The organism is Catenulispora sp. MAP12-49 (genome assembly GCF_041262705.1).
GTDB lineage: Bacteria > Actinomycetota > Actinomycetes > Streptomycetales > Catenulisporaceae > Catenulispora.
The window spans coordinates 16,737-35,220 of sequence record NZ_JBGCCP010000046.1 but is presented as its reverse complement, the minus strand read 5'-3'; the positions used below and the strand labels follow the sequence as shown (position 1 = coordinate 35,220).

Sequence of the window (18,484 nt, the reverse complement as noted above, 5' to 3'; positions counted from 1 at the left end):
AGACTGGAGCGCTTCATGTCGAAGGCGCGGGCCGGAGGCGGTCGTTGGAAAACCTTGTGTCGCACACCCTGAACCACCGAGGTATCACATGCGCCCTCTGACCGCAGCCGCCCTCCAACTCGCGCCGCATCCCGGCCCCCTGACCGCCAACAGCGTCGCGGAGAACCTCAACCGCGCCGTCGAGCTCATCGAGCGCTGCGTCAGTGCGACCGGCGCCGAGCTGCTCGTCCTGCCCGAGGCCGTCACGACCGGCTTCACTCCCGGCATTCCGGCCGAGGAACTCTGGGACCTGATGAGCCCCATCCCCGGTCCCACCACCGAGCCGGTGCAGCAGGCGGCTCGGCGGCTCGGCGTCCATGTCGTGCACTGCACCTACGAGCGGGGCGAGGAGCGCGGCGTCGTCTACAACTCCGCGGTGCTCATCGATTCGGCCGGCGAGATCCTGGGCGTCTACCGCAAGACGCACCTGTTCCCCGGCGAGACGCAGTGGGTCGCGCCCGGCGATTCCGTCACCGTCGTCGACACCGAGCTCGGACGCATCGGGCTGTCCGTGTGCTTCGACGGCGACTTCCCCGAGCTGTACCGCATCCAGGCGGTGCGCGGTGCCGAGATCATCTGCCGGCCTTCCGCGCTGCTGCGCTCGGCCGATATCTGGGAGCTGACAACCCGCGCCCGCGCCTACGACAACCACGTCTACGTCATCGGCGCCAACGCCACCGGCACCGATCCGGCCGGCGTGCACTACTTCGGCAACTCGCTGATCGTCACGCCGATCGCCGAGGTGGTGGCGCGCGCCGCCTCGCACGAGGGCTGGGCCGCCGCGCGGCTGGACCCGGCCGACGCCATGCGGACCCTGACACCCGGCTCGGACCGCGCGCAGACCTTCGACCACCTCGCCGAGCGCAACCTGCACCTGCTGGACAAGCACCAGAAGGACCTGATCCGCGAGGCGCGCACGCCCTTCCGGCTCGGGGGCGGCGCGTGATCCGGATCGGCATCGACACCGGCGGGACGTTCACCGACGTCGTGGCGATCGAGGAGGACGGCGGCCGCTCGGTGGCCGGCAAGGTGCCCTCCACGCCCGACGACCCATCGCGGGGGTTCATCGCCGCCGTCCGCAAAGCCCTGACACTGCTCGACGCGGCCCCGCGGGACATCGCCGTGGTCAGCCACGGCACCACTGTGGCCACCAACCAGCTGTTGCAGGGCAAGGTCGACAGCCTCGGCTTCGTCACCACCGCGGGGTTCGAGCACCTGCTGGAGATCGCGCGCCAGTCCGTCCCCGACGGCTACGGCAACAGCTACTTCTGGGTCAAGCCGCCGCGCATCGTCCCGGCCGACCTGGTCCGCGGCGTCGGGGGACGGCTGGACGCCGACGGCCAAGAAGTGCGCGCCTTCAGCACCGCCGACGCCAAGGAGGCCGCACGCTTCCTGAAGGCGGCAGGCGTGCGCTCCATCGGCGTCTCCTTCCTGCACTCCTACGCCAACGCGGAACACGAACAAGCGATGCGCGACGTCCTCGAAGCGGAGTTCCCCGAGGCGGCCGTGTCGATATCCTCCGACGTCCTGCCCGAGTACCGCGAGTACGAGCGCTCGATGACCACGCTCGTCGACGCCGCGGTGAAGCCGACCGTCGCCGGCTATGTCGGCCGGATCCGCGAACGCCTGGATACGTTGACGGATGCGCTGACGGACAACGCCCGCAGCGTGCCCTTCTACGTCATGAAGTCGAACGGCGGCGTGCTGTCGGCCGAGGAGGTGGTCCGCCAGCCGGTCACGACCGTCCTGTCCGGCCCGGCCGCCGGGGCCCTCGGTGCCGCGCTCATCTCCGCGCACGCCGGCTTCGACCGCATCCTCACCCTGGACGGCGGCGGCACCTCGACCGACGTGGCCGTGGTCCTGCACGGCGAGCCGGCCGTCACCACCGAGGGCGGGGTCGGCGGCTACCCGTCGAAGATCCCGATGATCGACGTGGTCACGGTCGGCGCCGGCGGCGGCTCGGTCGCCTGGCTGACCCCGGAGAGCACGCTCAAGGTGGGCCCGCGCTCGGCCGGCGCCGACCCGGGCCCGGTCTGCTACGGCCGGGGCGGCACCGAGGTCACGGTCACCGACGCGCACCTGGTCCTGGGCCGCATCCCCGACGGGCTGCTGGGCGGCGAGGTGCCGCTGGACCGCGACGCCGCGCGCGCGGGCCTGGCCGGCCTGGGCGGCAAGCTGGCCTTGAGCCCGGAGGCGGTGGCGGCCGGGATCCTGGAGATCTCGGCGTGGAGCCAGGCCAACGCGCTGCGGCAGGTGACGGTCAAGCGCGGGCTGGACGTCCGGGACTTCCAGCTGACCGCGTTCGGCGGCTCCGGCGCATTGTTGGCTTGTCGGCTTGTCGACATCCTCGGCGTGCGGGGCGTCCTGGTGCCGCCGGACCCCGGCAACGTCTCGGCGTTCGGGCTGCTCACCGTGGACGTGCGCAACGACTACGTCCAGACCTACGTCCGCCGCCACGACCGCATCGACGTGGACCGGGTCCGGGCCCTGTTCGACGAGCTGAACGCCGCCGCGGCGAAAGCGCTGCACGCCGAAGGGTTCGCCGCCCCGGAGCAGGTGTTCAAACGCAGCGCCGACCTCCGCTACTTCGGGCAGGCGTACGAAGTGCGGGTTCCGGTCCCCGACGAGGACTTCGGGCCGCGGGCCGCCGAAGCCGTCGTCGACGCCTTCCACACCGCGCACGAGGTCATGTACGGATACTCGTTCCGCGGCGACGAACGCCAGACCGTGGAGTGGGTGAACCTGCGCGTCACCGGCATCGGCCCGATCCGCCGCCCCAGGATCGCCGAGGTGCCCATTCGCAGCCAGGGCGGCCCCGAACCCGTGAGCGTGCGCCAGGTGTGGTTCGACGACGAACCCGTCGAGACCGCGATCCACCACCGCAGGGCCCTGATGCAGGGCGACCGGATCCTCGGCCCGGCGATCGTCGAGGAGTACGGCTCGACCGTCCCGGTGCACCCCGGTTTCACCTGCACCGTGGACCGCTGGGGGAATCTGCTGCTGGCGGGGAATTCGTCGATGGCGGGGGATTCGTCAATGGGGCAGGAGGACCGCACGTGCTGAACCCGGTGCTGCTGGAGATCGTCGAGGGCACCCTGGCCTCCGTCGAGCGCGAGGTCGAGACCGCCATCGCCCGCACCTCGCGCTCCCCGATGATCCGCGACGCCCACGACTTCCGCGTCGGCATCCACGACGCCCGCCTGCGCAAGCTCACCGGCCGGTCCTACTCGGCGCTGGTGCATCCGGTGGTCCGCGACTACCCGATGGACACGATGCGGCCCGGCGACGTCTTCTTCCACAACGACGTCTACCTCTCCGAAGGCGGCATCGGCCACCTGCCGGACCTGTGCGTCACCGTCCCGGTCTTCCACGACGGCGCGGTGGCCGCGTTCGTCCAGGCCTTCGGGCACCACGACGACATCGGCGGCGCCTGCCCGGGCTCGATGCCCTCCGGCGCGCGCAGCGTCTTCGAGGAGGGCCTGATGGTGCCGCCGATCCGGCTGTGGGACGCCGGGGTGCCGAACGAGGCCGCGCTGAAGATCATGACCCGGAACTCCCGGATGCCGGACTCGCTGGCCGCCGACCTGGACGCGGAGTGCTCGGCCTGCCTGATGGGCGCGCGGCGGCTCGGCGAGGTGTTCGCGCGCTACGGCCGGCGGGCCGTCGAGGAGTGCTTCGACGCCATCATCGACCTGACCACCGAGACCTTCCGCCGCGAGGTCCTGGCCAAGATCCCCGACGGCTCCTACACCTGGGAGGACTACGCCGAGCACGACGGCGTCGACCCGCCGAAGCTGCACCGCCAGCGGATCACCGTGACGAAGCTGCCCGAGGACGGCGGCAAGCTGGTCATCGACTTCGACGGCACCGGACCGCAGGCCAAGGGGCCGATCAACCACTGCGGCGACTACGCGGACGGCAACTTCCTGAAGAAGTGGCTGGCCCCGGTGCTGCGCAACCTCGCCGACAGCCCGGAGCGGATGGCCGAGCTCGACGTGAACGAGGGCGTGGTCCCGCTGATCGAGATGCGCTTCCCGCCGCCGGGGACGCTGCTCACGCCGGTGTTCCCCGCGCCGACGAACGCGCGCACGTTCGTGATCCTGCGGCTGCTCGGCGTGCTCTCCGGCGCGCTGGCCAAGGCCGTGGACGGCCGCATGCCCGCCGACCAGGAGACCATCCGCTACACCGGCGTCTACGGCACCGACGCCGAGGGGCTGCCGTATCTGATGCGCGAAGTGCTCGGCGGCGGCTCCGGCGGGCGCTACTACGCCGACGGCGAGGACACCATCCACGTGGTGCCGGACTCGCGGAACATCCCGGTGGAGTTCGCCGAGGCGCGCTGGCCGTTCCGGGTGGAGAAGCTGGGACTGGCGGTGGACTCCGGCGGCCCGGGGCGCTTCCGCGGCGGACTGGGCTACGAGAAGCAGATCAGGATGCTGCGGGACGCGGAGTTCATGAGCATCGCCGACCGCTCGATCCTGGCGTGCTGGGGCGTGAAGGGCGGCCGGGCCGGGCGGCCGTTCGAGGTGGTGATCGACCCCGGCGGGCCCGCCGAGCGCGTGGTCGACGCGCTGGCGGACGCGGAGCCGGTGTCGGCCGGGGAGGTCATCCGGATCCGGACCACCGGCGGCGGCGGGTGGGGCGACCCGCTGGAGCGGCCGGTCGAGGAGGTCGTCAGGGACCTGCGATGGGGGAAGATCTCGGCCGAGGGCGCGCTGCGGGACTACGGGGTGGTGATGGCGTCGGTGAGCGAACAGGCACGGCCGGACGCTCTCGAGGTCGCCTTCGGTTTGGACCGCGCGAGCAGCCCTCCGGTCGGGGCCGGCTTCCAGCCGGGTACCGGCTTCGAGGCGAACGTGGGCTTCGGGGCGAACGCCGGCTTCGATGTCGATGCCGAGGCCACCGAGGAGCTGCGGGAGACGATGCGCGCGACCCGAGGGTCGGTGGCCTTCTTCGACCGGGGCCCGGGCTTCGCGGCGCTGGCGAAGGGCGCCACCTCGGCCTACTGCGATTGGCTGTGACATGCGGACCCTGATCGCGCTCGGCGGCAACGCCATGACCGCGCCGGACGGCCGGGCGCGTCCGGAGGACCAGATCGCGGCGGTCGGCGTGGCGATGGAGGCGGTCGCCGATCTGGTCGCCGCCGGCGTCGAGGTGGTGCTGACCCACGGCAACGGCCCGCAGGTCGGCAATCTGCTGGTGAAGAACGAGCTGGCCGCGCACGTGGTCCCGCCGGTGCCGCTGGACTGGTGCGGCGCGCAGACCCAGGGGACGCTCGGCTTCGTGATCGTCAGCGCGCTGGAGCGGGCGCTGGCGGCGCGGGGCCTGGCCACACCGGTCGCGGCGGTCGTGACGCGCACGCTGGTCGACGCCGACGACCGCGGCTTCACCCGCCCGACCAAGCCGATCGGCCGCTACCTGCCCGCCGAGCAGGCCGCCGCGATGGCCGCGCACGGCCAGACCTGGGAGGACCGCGGCGAGCGCGGCTGGCGCCGGGTGGTGGCCTCGCCCGAGCCGCTCGAGATCCTCGACGCGCCCGCCGCGAAAGCCCTGATCGACGCCGGGTACGTGGTGGTGGCGTGCGGAGGCGGCGGGATCCCGATGGTGCGCGGCCTGTCGGGCGAGGGCGTCCCAGGCGTCCCAGGCGTCCAAGGCGTCCAAGGCGTCGAGGCGGTCATCGACAAGGACCTCTCAGCCGTCCTGCTGGCCCGCTCCGTGGCCGCCGACCAGCTCGTCATCGCCACGGACGTCGACCACATGTTCCTCCACTTCGGCGCGCCCGATGCCAGGGCCCTGAAGCGGATCGGTGTGGCCGAGCTTCGTGCGCATCTGGCGGCCGGGGAGTTCGGCGGCGGGAGCATGGCGCCGAAGGCGGAGGCGGCGTGCCGGTTCGTGGAGGGCGGCGGGCGGCGGGCTGTCGTCACCGCGCTGGGGTGCATTCGTGAGGCCGTTTTTGGGAAGGCCGGAACCGTAGTGGAAAAGGAGTGAAAAGTGCCTGAGGCGATCGAGGTCCGGAAGGTGCCGTTGCGACACGTCAGCGACGCGTCGGGGTTGGCCGAGCTGATCACCGCCGGGGTGGTGGAGGCCGACCGGGTGGTGGCGGTCGTCGGCAAGACCGAGGGCAACGGCGGCGTCAACGACTACACGCGCATCATCGCCGACCGCGCGTTCCGCGAGACGCTGATGCGCCTCGGGACGCGCAGCGAGGAGGAGGTCGGGCAGGTGCCGATCGTGTGGTCCGGCGGCACCGACGGGGTGCTGTCGCCGCACGCGACCATCTTCGCGACCACCGATGCCGAGCCCTGCGACGAGCCGCGGCTGACCGTCGGCTTCGCGATGAGCGCGCCGCTGCTGCCCGAGGAGATCGGCCGCTCGGCGATGATCACGAAGGTCGCCGAGGCGGTCCACGAGGCGATGAAGCGCGCCGGCATCGAGGATCCGGCGGACGTGCACTATGTGCAGACCAAGACCCCGCTGCTGACGATCCAGACCATCCGCGAGGCCAAGGAGCGCGGCCAGTCGGTGTGGACCGAGCACACCCACGAGTCGATGGACCTGTCCAACGGCTGCACCGCCCTGGGGATCGCGGTCGCGCTCGGCGAGGTCGAGATGCCCTCGGACGAGGCGGTGCTGCATGACAGGGCCCTGTATTCCTCCGTCGCGTCCTGCTCCTCGGGCGTCGAGCTGGACCGCGCGCAGGTCGTCGTGGTCGGCAACGCCTCCGGGGTCGGCGGCCGCTATCGCATCGGGCACGCGGTGATGAACGACGCCCTGGACGCCGACGGCATCTGGGACGCGATCCGCGCGGCCGGCCTGGAGCTGCCGGAGCGGCCGCGCTCCGAGGACCTGGACGGCCGGCTGGTGAACGTCTTCCTCAAGTGCGAGGCCGGCACCGACGGGATGGTGCGCGGCCGGCGCAACGCCATGCTCGACGACTCCGACGTGCACTGGCACCGGCAGATCAAGGCCTGTGTCGGCGGCGTCGCGGCGTCGGTGACCGGCGACCCGGCGGTCTTCGTCTCGGTCTCGGCCGCGCATCAGGGCCCTGACGGCGGCGGACCGGTGGCGGCGATCGTGGATGTGGGCCCGGGAGTCTGACGGTGCGCGACCTGCTGCCCGCTGTGCTCGCCTGGCATGCCGCCGGGGAGCCGTTCGTGCTGGCCACGGTGGTCGCCGCCGAGGGCGGCGGCCCGCGCGAGACCGGCGCGGCGATGGCGGTGCGGATGGTCGGCGGGGTGCCGGAGGAGGTGATCGGCAGCGTGTCGGGGGGCTGTGTCGAGGCCGCGGTGATCGAGACCGCGGTCGACGTCCTGGACGAGGGCCGGCCCCGGCTGGTCACCTACGGACTGTCCGACGCCGACGCGGTCGGCCTGATCTGCGGCGGCACCCTGGCGGTGTTCATCGAGCCGGGGGCCGCCGCGGCCGCGCGTCTGGACCGGGTCCGCGCCGCGGTCGAGCACGGCTCCGGAGCGGCGGTGGTGACGGTGGTCGCCGGCCCGCCGGAGCTGGTCGGGCTGCACCACGGCGACGTGCTGCGCGCGAACGGCTACGCGGACCTGGCCGACGTCGTGGCGCGCGACGCCGACGCCCTGGTCGACACCGGGGAGCCGGCGGTGCGCCGGTACGGGCTGGACGGCTGCCCGCGCCCGGCGGCGGAGGCCGCGGCGTGGGACGCGCCCGACGGCGTGACAGTGTTCTTCAACGTGGTGGCGGCGCAGCCCCGCCTGATCATCCTCGGCGCCCTGGACTACGCCGCGTCGCTGGCCACCGTCGGCCGCTTCCTCGGCTACCGGGTGACGGTCTGCGACGCCCGGCCGGTGTTCGCCACGGCCGAGCGCTTCCCCGACGCGCACGAGGTGGTGGTCGCCTGGCCGCACCAGTACTTGGAGGCGACCTCGATCGACGGGCGGACCGCCGTCTGCGTCCTGACACACGACCCGAAATTCGATGTCCCCGCCCTGGAAGTGGCGTTGCGCTCCGAGGCGGTCTACGTTGGCGCGATGGGTTCGCGGCGCACGTGTGAGGACAGGGAACAGCGGCTGCGGCAGGCAGGCGTCACAGACCACGAAATCGCCCGGCTCTCGGCGCCGATCGGGCTGGATCTGGGTGCCTCGACACCCGCCGAGACGGCGGTGTCGATCGCCGCGGAACTGATCGCGGCGCGGCGGCGGGGAAGCGGCGAACCCCTGCGGGCGACGAGCGGGAGGATTCATCGATGAACACAAATTCATCGATGAGCACGGATTCACCGATGAACACAGCTCTCTCGATGATCCCCCACCCGCACTCCCGCCGGCACCTGCCCGGCCGGTACGGACCGTCCGCCGTCGTCGGTGTGGTCCTCGCCGCCGGCGCCGCCACCCGCTTCGGCGGCGGCAAAGCCGTCGCGCGCTACCAGGGCGAGCGCCTCGTGGACCGGGCCGTGGCCACGCTCACCGCCGGCGGCTGCGATCGCGTGCTGGTGGTCGTCGGCGCGCAGGACATCGGTGCCGTACACCATGCGATCCTCGTCCTCAACGCGGACTGGGACACCGGCATGGGCAGTTCGCTGCGCGCCGGGCTGTCCGCGGCGCGCGACGCCGGGGCCGTCGTGGTGACCCTCGTCGACCAGCCGCTCATCGGCGCCGAGGCGGTGGAGCGCGTCATCGAGGCCTGGCGCGATGGGGCCGCTATCGCCGTCGCGACGTACGAGGGCCGCCGCGCGCATCCCGTCCTGTTCGGACGTGAAGCTGTCAGCGCCGTGCTTCCCACGCTGACCGGCGACGCCGGAGCGCGGGCGTTCCTTGCCGAACGGGACGACGTCGTCGCGGTGGACTGCACCGATACCGGCCGTCCCGACGACGTCGACACCGTCGAGGCCCTGCGGCGCCTCAGCCCCTAGGCGGCAGCTGGTGCCGCTGCCTCTCCCAGCGTGCCCGCCGCGACTGGAGCACCGGCACCGAGATGCCGGTCAGCGCCGCGCCCGCGGGCCCCGCGACCCACAGCGGCCACGGGTACGGGAACGACACGGTGGTGATGCCGACCAGCACCCACACCACGATGTTGATGGCGACCGCGGCCGACAGGATCGTCCACAGCACCTTCAGCCCGCCCGGCAGGTCGACGTACGCGCCGCGGATGCCCGGGTGCGGGGTCGGAGGCGCGGCGGGCGTGGGCACGACGTACACCGGATGCGGGGCGGGGGCCGGCGGGGGAGTGGTCGGCGGGGCCGGCGCGAACGCCGGCGCCCCCGCCGAGGCGACCGGGGCCGGCCGGGCCACGGCGCCGTGGGGCAGGTCGTCGTGCAGCAGCTCCAGATCGCCGATGGTGACGGCCTCGTAGGCCTTCTCCATGCGCTCGACGTACTCGTCCATCTTCAGCCGGCCGTCGTCCAGCGCCTGCTTCAGCGTCTCGACCACGGCCTGGCGCTCGGAGTCCGAGACGCGCATGCGGAGCCGCCTGTCGTCAACCATCGCAAATCCCCCAACCGAGCCGGCCCCCATGAGGCCCCGCAACCCTTCCGCGAAAGAGACTAGTACTGGAAGAGCACGTCGGGGTTGCCCGGCGTGGGGCCGTCGAGCAGCGGCTGGTGGATCCCCTTGAGGGACTGGTCGAAGAAGGCGGTCACGTACTCCCGGGTGATCACGGTGCCGCGCAGCGGGTCGATGCCGGGCGGCTCGGGGATCCCGGCCTCCTGCGCGAGCAGCGGGATGTCGGTGAACGTGGCGTGGCTGGAGCCTGCGACGTCCAGCCAGCGCTTGTAGCCGCCGAGGTTCGCGTAGGTCTGCGTCCAGGTCGGGTCCTGGAGCCCGTGGCTCATCATCAGGTACGGGCGCTTGATCTGGCCGGCGGCCGGGACCGGGAAGAACGTGCCGTCCAGGTTCACCCCGGCGAGCACCCGCGGATCGGCGATCATCGTGTCCACGGTGGCCGCCCCGCCGATCGAGTGCCCGGCCATGCCGATGCTGTGCTTGTCGATCAGGCCGCTCAGGCGCCACGCGCAGCCGCCGCCGCGCGTCAGCTGGTCGATGACGAAGGAGACGTCCTTCGCGCGGCTGGCGGTGATGTCGTCCGGGCTGGGCGCGGTCGGGCTGCTGCCGTCGCAGATCGCGCACGGCGGCGTCTGGCCGTTCCCCAAGGTCTCGCCGCTGTCCTCGTACGTGTGGCCGACGAGCGCCACCACGTACCCGTGACTGGCCAGCTCGGTCGCCAGCGAGGTGAGCGTGGTGCGCGGGTTCTCGAACCCGGGGGAGAGCACCACGAGCGGGTACTTGCCGTGCACTGCTCGCGCGGCGGTGTAGGCGTGCGTGGTGACGTCGGACAGCTCCTGCGCGGTGATGCCGGTGTTCGGCGGCACCCGGTACTGGATGAAGCCGGCCGCCTCGGCGAGCGTCATGTAAGGGGCTTGCGTACCGGTCCCGGCGACCGCCGGATAGAACATGGAGACGGTGAGCTGCCGGGGCCCGGCCGAGGGCACCCACGGATCGGTCCGGCCGAAGTCGGTGAGGTGGATGACGTCCTCGCCGGCGGCGAAGCGTCCGGTCGGGGCGGGCAGCGAGCCCTGGAACACGGGAGCGGCGGCCGGCTTGCCGGTGGTGGCCGCCACTGAGGTGACGACGCCGGCCCGCGCGGCGGCGGACGGCGGCGTGGCGGTGGCGGCCACCGCGGCCCCGGTCGTGGCGATGGTCGCGGCCAGGGCCAGGACCGCGGTGACGCTGATACGACGATGAAGTGCCATGTCCTCGACGCTACGGCGGCGGTGGCGGCAGCCGAATCAACCTGCGGAAGGCAATATTCGTGCCCTGTCATCCACAAGGCGGACGCCCGCTCATCCGCGCGGCGGACACCTTGAGGTGGGGCCACGGCTGACCGGTCGCTACCCGACCCACTCCGGCAACGCCTCCGCCAGCTCCAGCCACCGCGCCGACACCCCGCGCAGCCCGGTGCGCGCCGCGACGATCCCGCCGGTGATGGCACAGGTGGTGTCGACGTCGCCGAAGCCCTCGGCGGTGGTCCACAGCGCGTCGGTGAGGTCGTCGAGGTGGTGCGCCGCGGTCCAGGCGGCGAAGGGCACCGTGTCGCTCGCGCGGATCCGCTTCCCGCTGCCGAGGAGGGCGGCGGCTTCCGGCACCGGGGTGTCCGGCGGGAGGTCGGCGGCCTGCAGCAGCCCGTCGCGGATCACGCCGGGCGGGGTCAGGTCCGCGGTCGCACTCAGGAAAGCGTGCGGCGCCGGGACCACATCAGCATCCGCCGATCCCGCGGCCAGAGCCGCTGCCGCCGCGACCGCCACCCCGCCCGCGATCCCCTCTTCGTGCGCATGCGTGACCTCGGCGGACAGTACCGCCTGTGCGACGGCCTGCTCCGGATCGCGCCGGAACCAGGCGCCAAGCGGCGCCACGCGCATCGCCGCCCCGTTCCCCAAACTGCCCTCCCCGCCGAACAGGGTCCTCGCGTACGTAGCCCAGTTCCCCGGATCCTCGCGCAGCTTCGGGAGCAACTGATGCATGCCGCTCCCGAACTTCCGGTAGGGATCCGCCGTGTATTCGTCCGCGAAGGAGACCGCCAGGTCCTGCTGGTCGATCGTCCCCTGCTGTGTCAGCACCCGGAGCAACGCCAGCGCCATGGCGGTGTCGTCCGTCCAGTGCCACGGCTGGTCCTCGGGCGTCGTACGGTGCCGGACCATCTCGATCGCCTCTTGCCGCCGGCGGAAGAACCAGCGTTCCCCGAAGCAGTCGCCGAGCGCCAGGCCGCGCAGGCTGGCGAAGGCGGCCGAGGCATCCCCTGTGTCGTAAGCGTCGGACATGCGCTCAAGGTACTTGCGCGGAGGAGACTGGACACGTGGATATCGCCGCCAAGGATTCCGTCGCCCGGGACTTCACCCCCGAGCAGATCGAGCGCGCCCGCGCCTACAAGCGCGACGTCCGCCCCCTGCGCCTGACGTCGATGCTCGTCGGCCTGGCCGTCCCGCTGGTCCTCGGCCTGACGCCGGCCGGCGCCGGGCTGGTCGAGGCCGCCGGCGACATCGGCGGCGGCGGGTGGGTGGCCACGGCGTTGCTCGGCAGCGTCGCGCTGTCGCTGCTCGGGCTGGTGATCCGGATACCGCTGAGCATGTGGGGCGAGACCGTCAGCCGCCGCTGGGGGCTGTCCAAGCGCGGCTGGGGGTTGTTCGCCGCCGACACGGCCAAGGGGTTCGTCATCGGCGCGGTCCTCACCGCGGCTGCGGTCATCGCGTTCTACGCGCTCCTGCGCAATGGCGGCGGTGCCTGGTGGGTCTGGGCGGCGCTGGCCGCCGCGGTGCTCGCGGTGCTCGGCTCCTTCATCATGCCGGTGCTGATCGAGCCGTTGTTCAACAAGTTCAAGCCGCTGCCCGAGGGCCCGCTGCGCGATCGGCTGATGGCGCTCGTCGAGCAGTCCGGCGTGCCGGTCAGGGACATCCTGGTCAGCGACAGCTCCAAGCGGACCACGGCCGCCAACGCCTACGTCTCCGGCTTCGGCAAGACCCGCCGCCTGGTCGTCTGGGACACCACCACCGACAGCCTGGACACCGACGAGGTCGCCGCGATCGCCGCCCACGAACTCGGCCACGCCGCCCGGCGCGACGTACTGGTCGGCACCGTCTTCGCGGCGGTCGGGGCGGCGCTGGGCGTCGCGGTCCTGGCCGCGGCGCTGCACTGGTCGCCGCTGCTGGACGCCGCCGGGGTCGCGCACGCCGCCGACCCGCGCTCGCAGGCCCTGGTCCGGGCCGTGCTGGTGGTGATCGGGCTGGTCGGCGAGCCGTGGGGACTGGCCTTCAGCCGCCACATCGAGGCCCGCGCCGACGGCTACGCCCTGGACCTGTTCCGTGCTCCCGACACCATCGTGCGCATGGAACGCGCCCTGGCCGTCCAGAACATCGCCGACCTGGAACCCCGCCGCTGGGAGGTCATCCTGCGCTACACCCACCCGCCGATCCCCGACCGCATCGCCCACGCACGCCGCTGGGCTGCGGAAACAGGGGTGCCTATTCCTAAGTCCCTCTAAGCGGGGTCTAAGGATCGGGGCGAGAATTGAAAGTGGGACACGGAGTGACATCTACAGAAGGGTGAAGGAGGTGGAGGCCCATGGATCCCCGTTACTACGTTGGCGGGCGCCATTTCCACGAGGGCCTCGGATGGGGAGGGTGGCTGCTCTGGGTGCTGTTCATGATCGCACTCTGGGCGCTGGTCATCATGGCGGTCGTGTGGTTGGTGCGCAGCTTCACGCACCGCGGATCGATGACGGCACAGCGCCCGGCCCAGGCGTACGGCGGGACGGGGACGGTCTCCGCCGAGCAGATCCTGGCAGAGCGGTTCGCCCATGGCCAGATCGACGAGAACGAGTACCGGGCCCGGCTCGGGGTGTTGCGAGGGGACCGGCCGATGGCGGCGCAAGCCGCGCCACCGGCTTCGCCGGCTTCACCGGCACCACCCCCGACGCCCCCGACGCCTCCGGCACCACCGCCGGCAGCGCCGCAGCAGCCTCCGCCTCCGCCGGAGTGAGAGCCGGCGGAGGCGAAGGATCCGGTGGGAACAAGACGTCCGACAGGTCGTGACAGCCAGGTCAGACGAACAGCAGTGCCGGATGCCGAGGGTCGTCCATCCGTGCCGTCAGGGACGCGGCACGCGATGGATCGGCCTCGGCGTCGTACCGCGCGTACGCCGGTAGCGTCCACGCCAGATCCTCGGGCGTGCGCCGCTCCAGCGCCCCGCGGGAAAGCCACAGATGCACCTCGACATCGAAGGGCAGCCCGATCCCCATCAGGAACGTGCCCTCGACGATCAGCACGCCGTCCGGCGGCACCTCGACGTACTGCGCGCGACTGGCGCGATCGCGCTCGGCGTTCCACAGGGTGGGGAGAACGCGCCCGGAACCGCCCGGCTCGAGCGGGCCGAACACCTCGCGCCTCAAACCGTTGAGGTCCAGCCACTCGGCGTAGAAGACGTCCGGATCCTCCCGGCCGTGCTCCAGCCGCAGCGAGCGCGGCCGCAGGAAGTCGCCGGCCGAGATCCGCAGCGTCGGGCGGCCGTCGCCGGCCAGCACCCGCTCGACGGCCGCCGCCACCTCCGCCGTGCCCGACCCCGGCGCGCCGTCGATCGCCAGCCGGGTCCAGGGATCCTTGAGGCGGCGCCGCTCCGGCTCGTGCGCGGCCACCAGGTTCGCGATGCGTGTGGCCAGCCGCGCCGGCGAGATGGGCTCCGCCCGCATCACGAATCCGCGATCGCCGCGACGATCGACACCGAGGCCGCCCGCCGCCCCGGCAGCACCGAGGCCGCCAGCCCCGCCACCGCCGCCAGCAGCACATACCCGGCCAGCGTGATCATCGGCACCGACAGCACCGCGCCGCCCTCGACCCGCCCGATCAGCGCCTCCAGCGCCGCGGCGATCCCGACCCCCAGCGCGACCCCCATCAGCGCCCCGACCGCCGACATCAGCACCGCCTCCACCGACAGCATCCGCCGCAACTGACCGCGCGAGAGCCCCAGCGCCCGCAGCAGCGCCGACTCGCGCGTGCGCTCCACGACCGACAGCGACAGCGTGTTGGCGATGCCCAGCACCGCGATCACCACGGCCAGCCCCAGCATCGCCGTGAACAGCTTCAGGGTCGCGTCGGCGCTGCCGGTCAGCGAGTCCTTCTTCTCCGCCAGGCTCCCGGTGTGCAGGAACGGGTACTGCGACACCACCGAGTCCACCGCCGCCCGCGACTGGACCGTCGGGACTCCCGGCGCGGCCAGGACCCGCACCTGCGTGTCGCCCAGCGGCTTGAACGTGGCCAGGAACTGCGCCCGCGGCAGCAGCACGTCGTACCAGTCGATGCCGTGGCCGGTGAAGACCTGGTAGATCACCGCGACCTTGCCGGTCAGCGGACCGGACTGCGGGGTCTGCACCGTGATCGTGTCGCCGACCTTCACGTGCTGGGCATCGGCCATCTCGTTCGACAGCGCGACCGTGCCCGGCCCGAAGTCCGCCAGCGAGCCGGATTTCACGACCGGCTTGAACAAGGTGCCGTAGGCCGAGGACTCCACCGCCCCGACGTCCACCGAGGTCCCGTTCAGCGAAGCCTTCGTCCCGTCCACCGCCGCCACGTGCCCCAGCTCCGGCTTGGCCCGCAGCTGGTCGGCGACCTGGAACGGCACCGTCTGGCCCGAGCCCGGCGGGTCCACGGAGTAGTCGTAGGGGTTGTGCGAGTCGATCCACTGCGACTGGGTCGCCGTCACCGAGTGCTGCGTGACCGTGAACAGCGACATCAGCGTCACGCCGATGGTCAGCGCCGCGGTGGTGGCCGCGACCCGGCCGGGGTTGCGGCGGGCGTTGGAGCCGGCCAGCTTGGTCGGGGTGCCGAAGTACCGGCCCGGCAGCCAGCCCAGGGCCCAGATCATCGGCCCGACGATCAGGGGGCCGGCGACGATCAGCCCGGCGAACACCAGGGCGCCGCCGCCGCCGATCAGCTTCACCCCGCCCAGCAGGTCGTGCTGCGCGGTGCCCAGGGCGGCCAGCATGATCCCGACCACGCCCAGGCCCACGGCGACCAGCGCCCGGGTCCGGCCGATCCGGCCCTGCGTGGTCTTCACCTCCTGCTGCGTGCGCAGCGCCTCCACCGGCGGCACGTTCGTCGCGGCGCGCGCCGGCAGCGCCGCCGAGAAGATCGTGACCGCGAACCCGACCGCCAGGCCCAGCGCGATCACCCCGCCGGACACCACGATCCCGCCGGGCGGCAGGGTGGTCGAACTCGTCGCGGCGACCACCGCGTGCAGCCCCTGGGCCACCCCGATCCCGGCCAGCACGCCCAGGGCCGAGCCGACCAGCCCGACCAGCGCCGCCTCGGCCACCGTCGCGCCGAACACCTGCCCCTTGCCGGCGCCGATGCAGCGCAGCAGCGCCACCTGCCGGATCCGCTGGGCCACCAGGATCGTGAACGTGTTGTAGATGACGAACGCCGCGACCAGCAGCGCCACCGCGCCGAAGACCTCCAGGATCTGCGGCACGTTCCCGGCGATCGAGGCGCGGTGCTCCAGCACGGCCTTGGTGTACTGGGCGCCGGTCAGGACCGTGAACCGCGGCTGCCCGCCGACCGCCGCGCCGGCCTGGTCGGCCAGGTGCTGCTGCGAGGCGCCGCCGGCGGCGTGCAGGTCGATCTCGTCGTAGCTGGTCTTGCCGGTGACCTGCAGGACCGTCTGCGGCAGCAGCCCGACCAGGGTCCAGCCGTTGGCCCGGTTGTCGACGCCGTACTCCGCGATGCCGACCAGCCGGAAGGAGCGGACCGTCGAGTCGTGGTCCACGACCCGGATCGTCTGCCCGACCTGGAGCTTGTGCTCGGCGGCGGTGTCCTTGTCGACGACCGCGTCGTCGGGGCCCTTGGGCCCGGTGCCGGCGACGATGTCGCCCGGATACAGCGCGGGGTCGGCGGGGAAGGCGACGGCGTTGCCGGTCAGGCCGTCGGTGCGCATCGCCTGGCCGTTGGCGTCCAGCAGCGGGGCCGGGCCCTTCACCTGGCCGCTGACCACCGCTTCGGAGCCGACCTTGGCCTGGATCTGGTCCACGACCGACTGCGTGAGCAGGGAGGGAGGCGTCGGCGGCGCGGTGGTGTTGGCGTAGACGGCCGAGCCGGTCTGCTGCACCGCGACGTCCACGTTCCGCGCGGCGCGCGCGTACCCGTAGTCGAACGCCTGGTTGATGGACCCCGAGAGCAGGAAAGTCCCGGTCACGAAGGCGATGCCCAGCACGATCGACAGGCAGGTCAGGGCCAGGCGCACCGCGTCGGCGCGCAGCCCGGCCAGCACTACCTTCGGCATGCGCACATCCTCAGTGGGTCCACCGGATCATCGTAACTATCCTGGCGTGCCCGGGGCGGGGTGCGCATCGTCCGGTCGGAGGGGGTCGCGGCGCCCGGTGTCCGACCACGGTCGTAGCCGCCGGTCGCGTCACCAGCTCTCGGCCGCTTCCTGCGCGCCCCGCGAGGTTCGGGTGTCTCCGCTCACCTTCAGCGCGAGGAAGGGGTAGAGCAGCACCGACAGCATCCCCGCGCCGACCATCGCGGCGGCGGTCGAGGTCTTGAGCGTCCCGCGCTCCACGCCGATCGCGGTGACGGCCACGACCAGCGGCAGGCCGGTGGCCGCGTACAGGGCCAGGGCGCGGCGGCTCCGGGCGGCCATCCCCGGCGGCGCGGTCAGGAAGCTCGGCACGCCCCGGGTGAGCAGGAACATCCCCAGGAACAGCGGGACCAGCCCGAGCGTGGCCCAGTTCGAGGTCAGGGCCTTGAGGTCGTAGCCGATCCCGGTCTCGATGAAGAAGACCGGGATCAGGAAGCCGAACCCGATCGCCTCCAGTTTCGCCGTGATCCGCTCGGTGCGCTCCGGGGTGCCGCTGTGGAACAGGATCCGCATGATGACGCCGGCCGCGAACGCGCCGAGCAGCATGTCCACTCCCAGGGCCAGGGTCGCCCCGATCATCGCCATCAGGAGCCCGATCACCAGCCGGACCGCGAACTGCCCGGAGGTCTCCATCGTGACGTCGGCCAGTCGGTTCAGCGCGGCGTGCTCCCCGCGCACCGCCACCAGGATCCCGGCGCCGGCGATCAGCACGAACGCGGTCAGGTAGACCATCGCCTGGCCGGGCTTGCGGCCGTCCAGGAACAGCGTCATGGCGATGATCGGCGCGAACTCCCCGACCGCGCCGACCGCCATCACCGCGACGCCCAGCGGCGTGCCGACCTCGCCGGTGTCGCGCAGCACCGGCAGGATCGTGCCCAGCGCGGTGGTGCTCAGCGCGATGCCGATGATCACGCCGCTCTTCGCCGAGGGCGCCGCCAGCACGCCGAAGCCGACGCCGAGCACCACCGAGACGGCCCAGCCGGCCAGCGGCCGGTTCAGCGGCCCGCCGCTCGGATTGTCCGGGCCCGGGGCGCGTCGAGCCGGGAGAGCCGGTGGTTGGCGGCCGTGCTCACTCTTTTGGCATAGTTCGGCGCCATGGCAGAGCATGAGCATGACCAGTGGGGGAACTCGCCCGGCCGGTTCCCGCCCTTCGACACGATCGAGATCGACCCGCACAAGATCGGCGCGGTCCACACCGAGTGGGATCCGGAGGAGGACCACCACCCGGACCCCGGTGAGATCGTCTGGACCTGGGTCCCCTACGAGGAGCACGACGGCCGCGGCAAGGACCGGCCGGTCCTGCTGGTGGCGCGCGGCAAGGCGACCGGCAACTTCCTGGCGATCAAGCTGACCAGCAAGTGGCACGAGGACGCCGAGAACTGGGTCAGCATCGGCACCGGCGGGTGGGACCGCGACGCCCGCGAGTCCTGGGCCGTGATCGACCGCGTGGTGCGGGTGCACCCGGAGGGCATCCGCCGCGAGGGGCACGCGCTGGACCGCGGCGACTTCGACAACGTCATAGGCCACCTGCACAAGCGCTACGGCTGGACCGGCGAGGGCTACTAGACCTTCCGGGCACA

The 18,484-nt window shown here is 72.5% G+C and carries 16 protein-coding genes; 10 read left to right on the top strand and 6 right to left on the bottom strand.

Features of this window, described 5'->3' with window-relative positions; all coding sequences use genetic code 11:
• The first annotated feature begins 88 nt into the window (after window positions 1–88).
• Genes ABIA35_RS44050 through ABIA35_RS44020 form a run of 7 tightly spaced genes read left to right on the top strand, consistent with a single transcriptional unit; the run spans window position 89 to window position 8,920 of the window.
• Window positions 89–985, top strand: a complete 897-nt coding sequence (locus tag ABIA35_RS44050; RefSeq protein ID WP_370340790.1) for a carbon-nitrogen hydrolase family protein — start codon at window positions 89–91, stop codon at window positions 983–985.
• Window positions 982–3,102, top strand: coding sequence for a hydantoinase/oxoprolinase family protein (locus ABIA35_RS44045; protein WP_370361964.1), 2,121 nt, complete (start codon window positions 982–984; stop codon window positions 3,100–3,102). The genes ABIA35_RS44050 and ABIA35_RS44045 overlap by 4 nt, the downstream gene beginning before the upstream one ends.
• Window positions 3,096–5,060 carry a hydantoinase B/oxoprolinase family protein gene (locus tag ABIA35_RS44040; protein ID WP_370361963.1) on the top strand — a complete coding sequence of 655 codons (1,965 nt, stop codon included), beginning with the start codon at window positions 3,096–3,098 and terminating at the stop codon, window positions 5,058–5,060. Before ABIA35_RS44045 ends, ABIA35_RS44040 begins: the two co-directional genes overlap by 7 nt.
• A gap of 1 nt (window position 5,061) precedes the next feature.
• A complete protein-coding gene (locus tag ABIA35_RS44035) occupies window positions 5,062–6,027 on the top strand; it encodes a carbamate kinase (RefSeq protein ID WP_370361962.1) in 966 nt (321 codons plus the stop codon).
• Between the two features lie 3 nt (window positions 6,028–6,030).
• Entirely contained in the window at window positions 6,031–7,137 is a 1,107-nt protein-coding gene (locus tag ABIA35_RS44030) for a ring-opening amidohydrolase (RefSeq protein WP_370361961.1), read from the top strand.
• Window positions 7,138–7,139: 2 nt separating this feature from the next.
• A complete protein-coding gene (locus ABIA35_RS44025; protein WP_370361960.1) occupies window positions 7,140–8,258 on the top strand; it encodes an XdhC family protein in 1,119 nt (372 codons plus the stop codon).
• Window positions 8,259–8,290: 32 nt separating this feature from the next.
• Entirely contained in the window at window positions 8,291–8,920 is a 630-nt protein-coding gene (locus ABIA35_RS44020; protein WP_370340802.1) for an NTP transferase domain-containing protein, read from the top strand.
• Here the strand turns inward: ABIA35_RS44020 and ABIA35_RS44015 are convergent.
• The 3 genes from ABIA35_RS44015 to ABIA35_RS44005 all read right to left on the bottom strand — a co-directional run bounded on the left by ABIA35_RS44015 (window position 8,910) and on the right by ABIA35_RS44005 (window position 11,821).
• On the bottom strand, window positions 8,910–9,491 hold the full coding sequence (locus tag ABIA35_RS44015; protein ID WP_370340804.1) for a DUF1707 domain-containing protein: 582 nt from the start codon (window positions 9,489–9,491) through the stop codon (window positions 8,910–8,912). The genes ABIA35_RS44020 and ABIA35_RS44015 overlap by 11 nt on opposite strands.
• Window positions 9,492–9,550: 59 nt before the next feature.
• On the bottom strand, window positions 9,551–10,756 hold the full coding sequence (locus tag ABIA35_RS44010) for an alpha/beta hydrolase family protein (protein WP_370340806.1): 1,206 nt from the start codon (window positions 10,754–10,756) through the stop codon (window positions 9,551–9,553).
• A gap of 138 nt (window positions 10,757–10,894) precedes the next feature.
• Entirely contained in the window at window positions 10,895–11,821 is a 927-nt protein-coding gene (locus tag ABIA35_RS44005) for an ADP-ribosylglycohydrolase family protein (RefSeq protein ID WP_370361959.1), read from the bottom strand.
• Between the two features lie 35 nt (window positions 11,822–11,856).
• Between ABIA35_RS44005 and ABIA35_RS44000 the strand changes: the two genes are divergently transcribed.
• Both ABIA35_RS44000 and ABIA35_RS43995 read left to right on the top strand, forming a co-directional pair.
• Entirely contained in the window at window positions 11,857–13,038 is a 1,182-nt protein-coding gene (locus ABIA35_RS44000; protein WP_370340810.1) for a M48 family metallopeptidase, read from the top strand.
• A gap of 80 nt (window positions 13,039–13,118) precedes the next feature.
• A complete protein-coding gene (locus ABIA35_RS43995) occupies window positions 13,119–13,535 on the top strand; it encodes an SHOCT domain-containing protein (RefSeq protein WP_370340812.1) in 417 nt (138 codons plus the stop codon).
• 61 nt (window positions 13,536–13,596) lie between these two features.
• Here ABIA35_RS43995 and ABIA35_RS43990 read toward each other — a convergent pair whose 3' ends face one another.
• The 3 genes from ABIA35_RS43990 to ABIA35_RS43980 all read right to left on the bottom strand — a co-directional run bounded on the left by ABIA35_RS43990 (window position 13,597) and on the right by ABIA35_RS43980 (window position 18,017).
• Window positions 13,597–14,241, bottom strand: coding sequence for a uridine kinase (locus ABIA35_RS43990; protein ID WP_370340814.1), 645 nt, complete (start codon window positions 14,239–14,241; stop codon window positions 13,597–13,599).
• The gene (locus ABIA35_RS43985) at window positions 14,241–16,826 is read right to left on the bottom strand and encodes an ABC transporter permease (RefSeq protein WP_370340816.1); all 2,586 of its coding nucleotides are present in this window, start codon (window positions 16,824–16,826) and stop codon (window positions 14,241–14,243) included. The genes ABIA35_RS43990 and ABIA35_RS43985 overlap by 1 nt, the downstream gene beginning before the upstream one ends.
• 129 nt (window positions 16,827–16,955) lie before the next feature.
• Window positions 16,956–18,017: a cation:proton antiporter gene (locus ABIA35_RS43980; protein ID WP_370361958.1), complete on the bottom strand. Its 1,062-nt coding sequence runs from the start codon at window positions 18,015–18,017 to the stop codon at window positions 16,956–16,958.
• Here ABIA35_RS43980 and ABIA35_RS43975 point away from each other — a divergent pair.
• Entirely contained in the window at window positions 18,000–18,470 is a 471-nt protein-coding gene (locus tag ABIA35_RS43975) for a type II toxin-antitoxin system PemK/MazF family toxin (protein ID WP_370340820.1), read from the top strand. The genes ABIA35_RS43980 and ABIA35_RS43975 overlap by 18 nt on opposite strands.
• Window positions 18,471–18,484 lie beyond the last annotated feature (14 nt).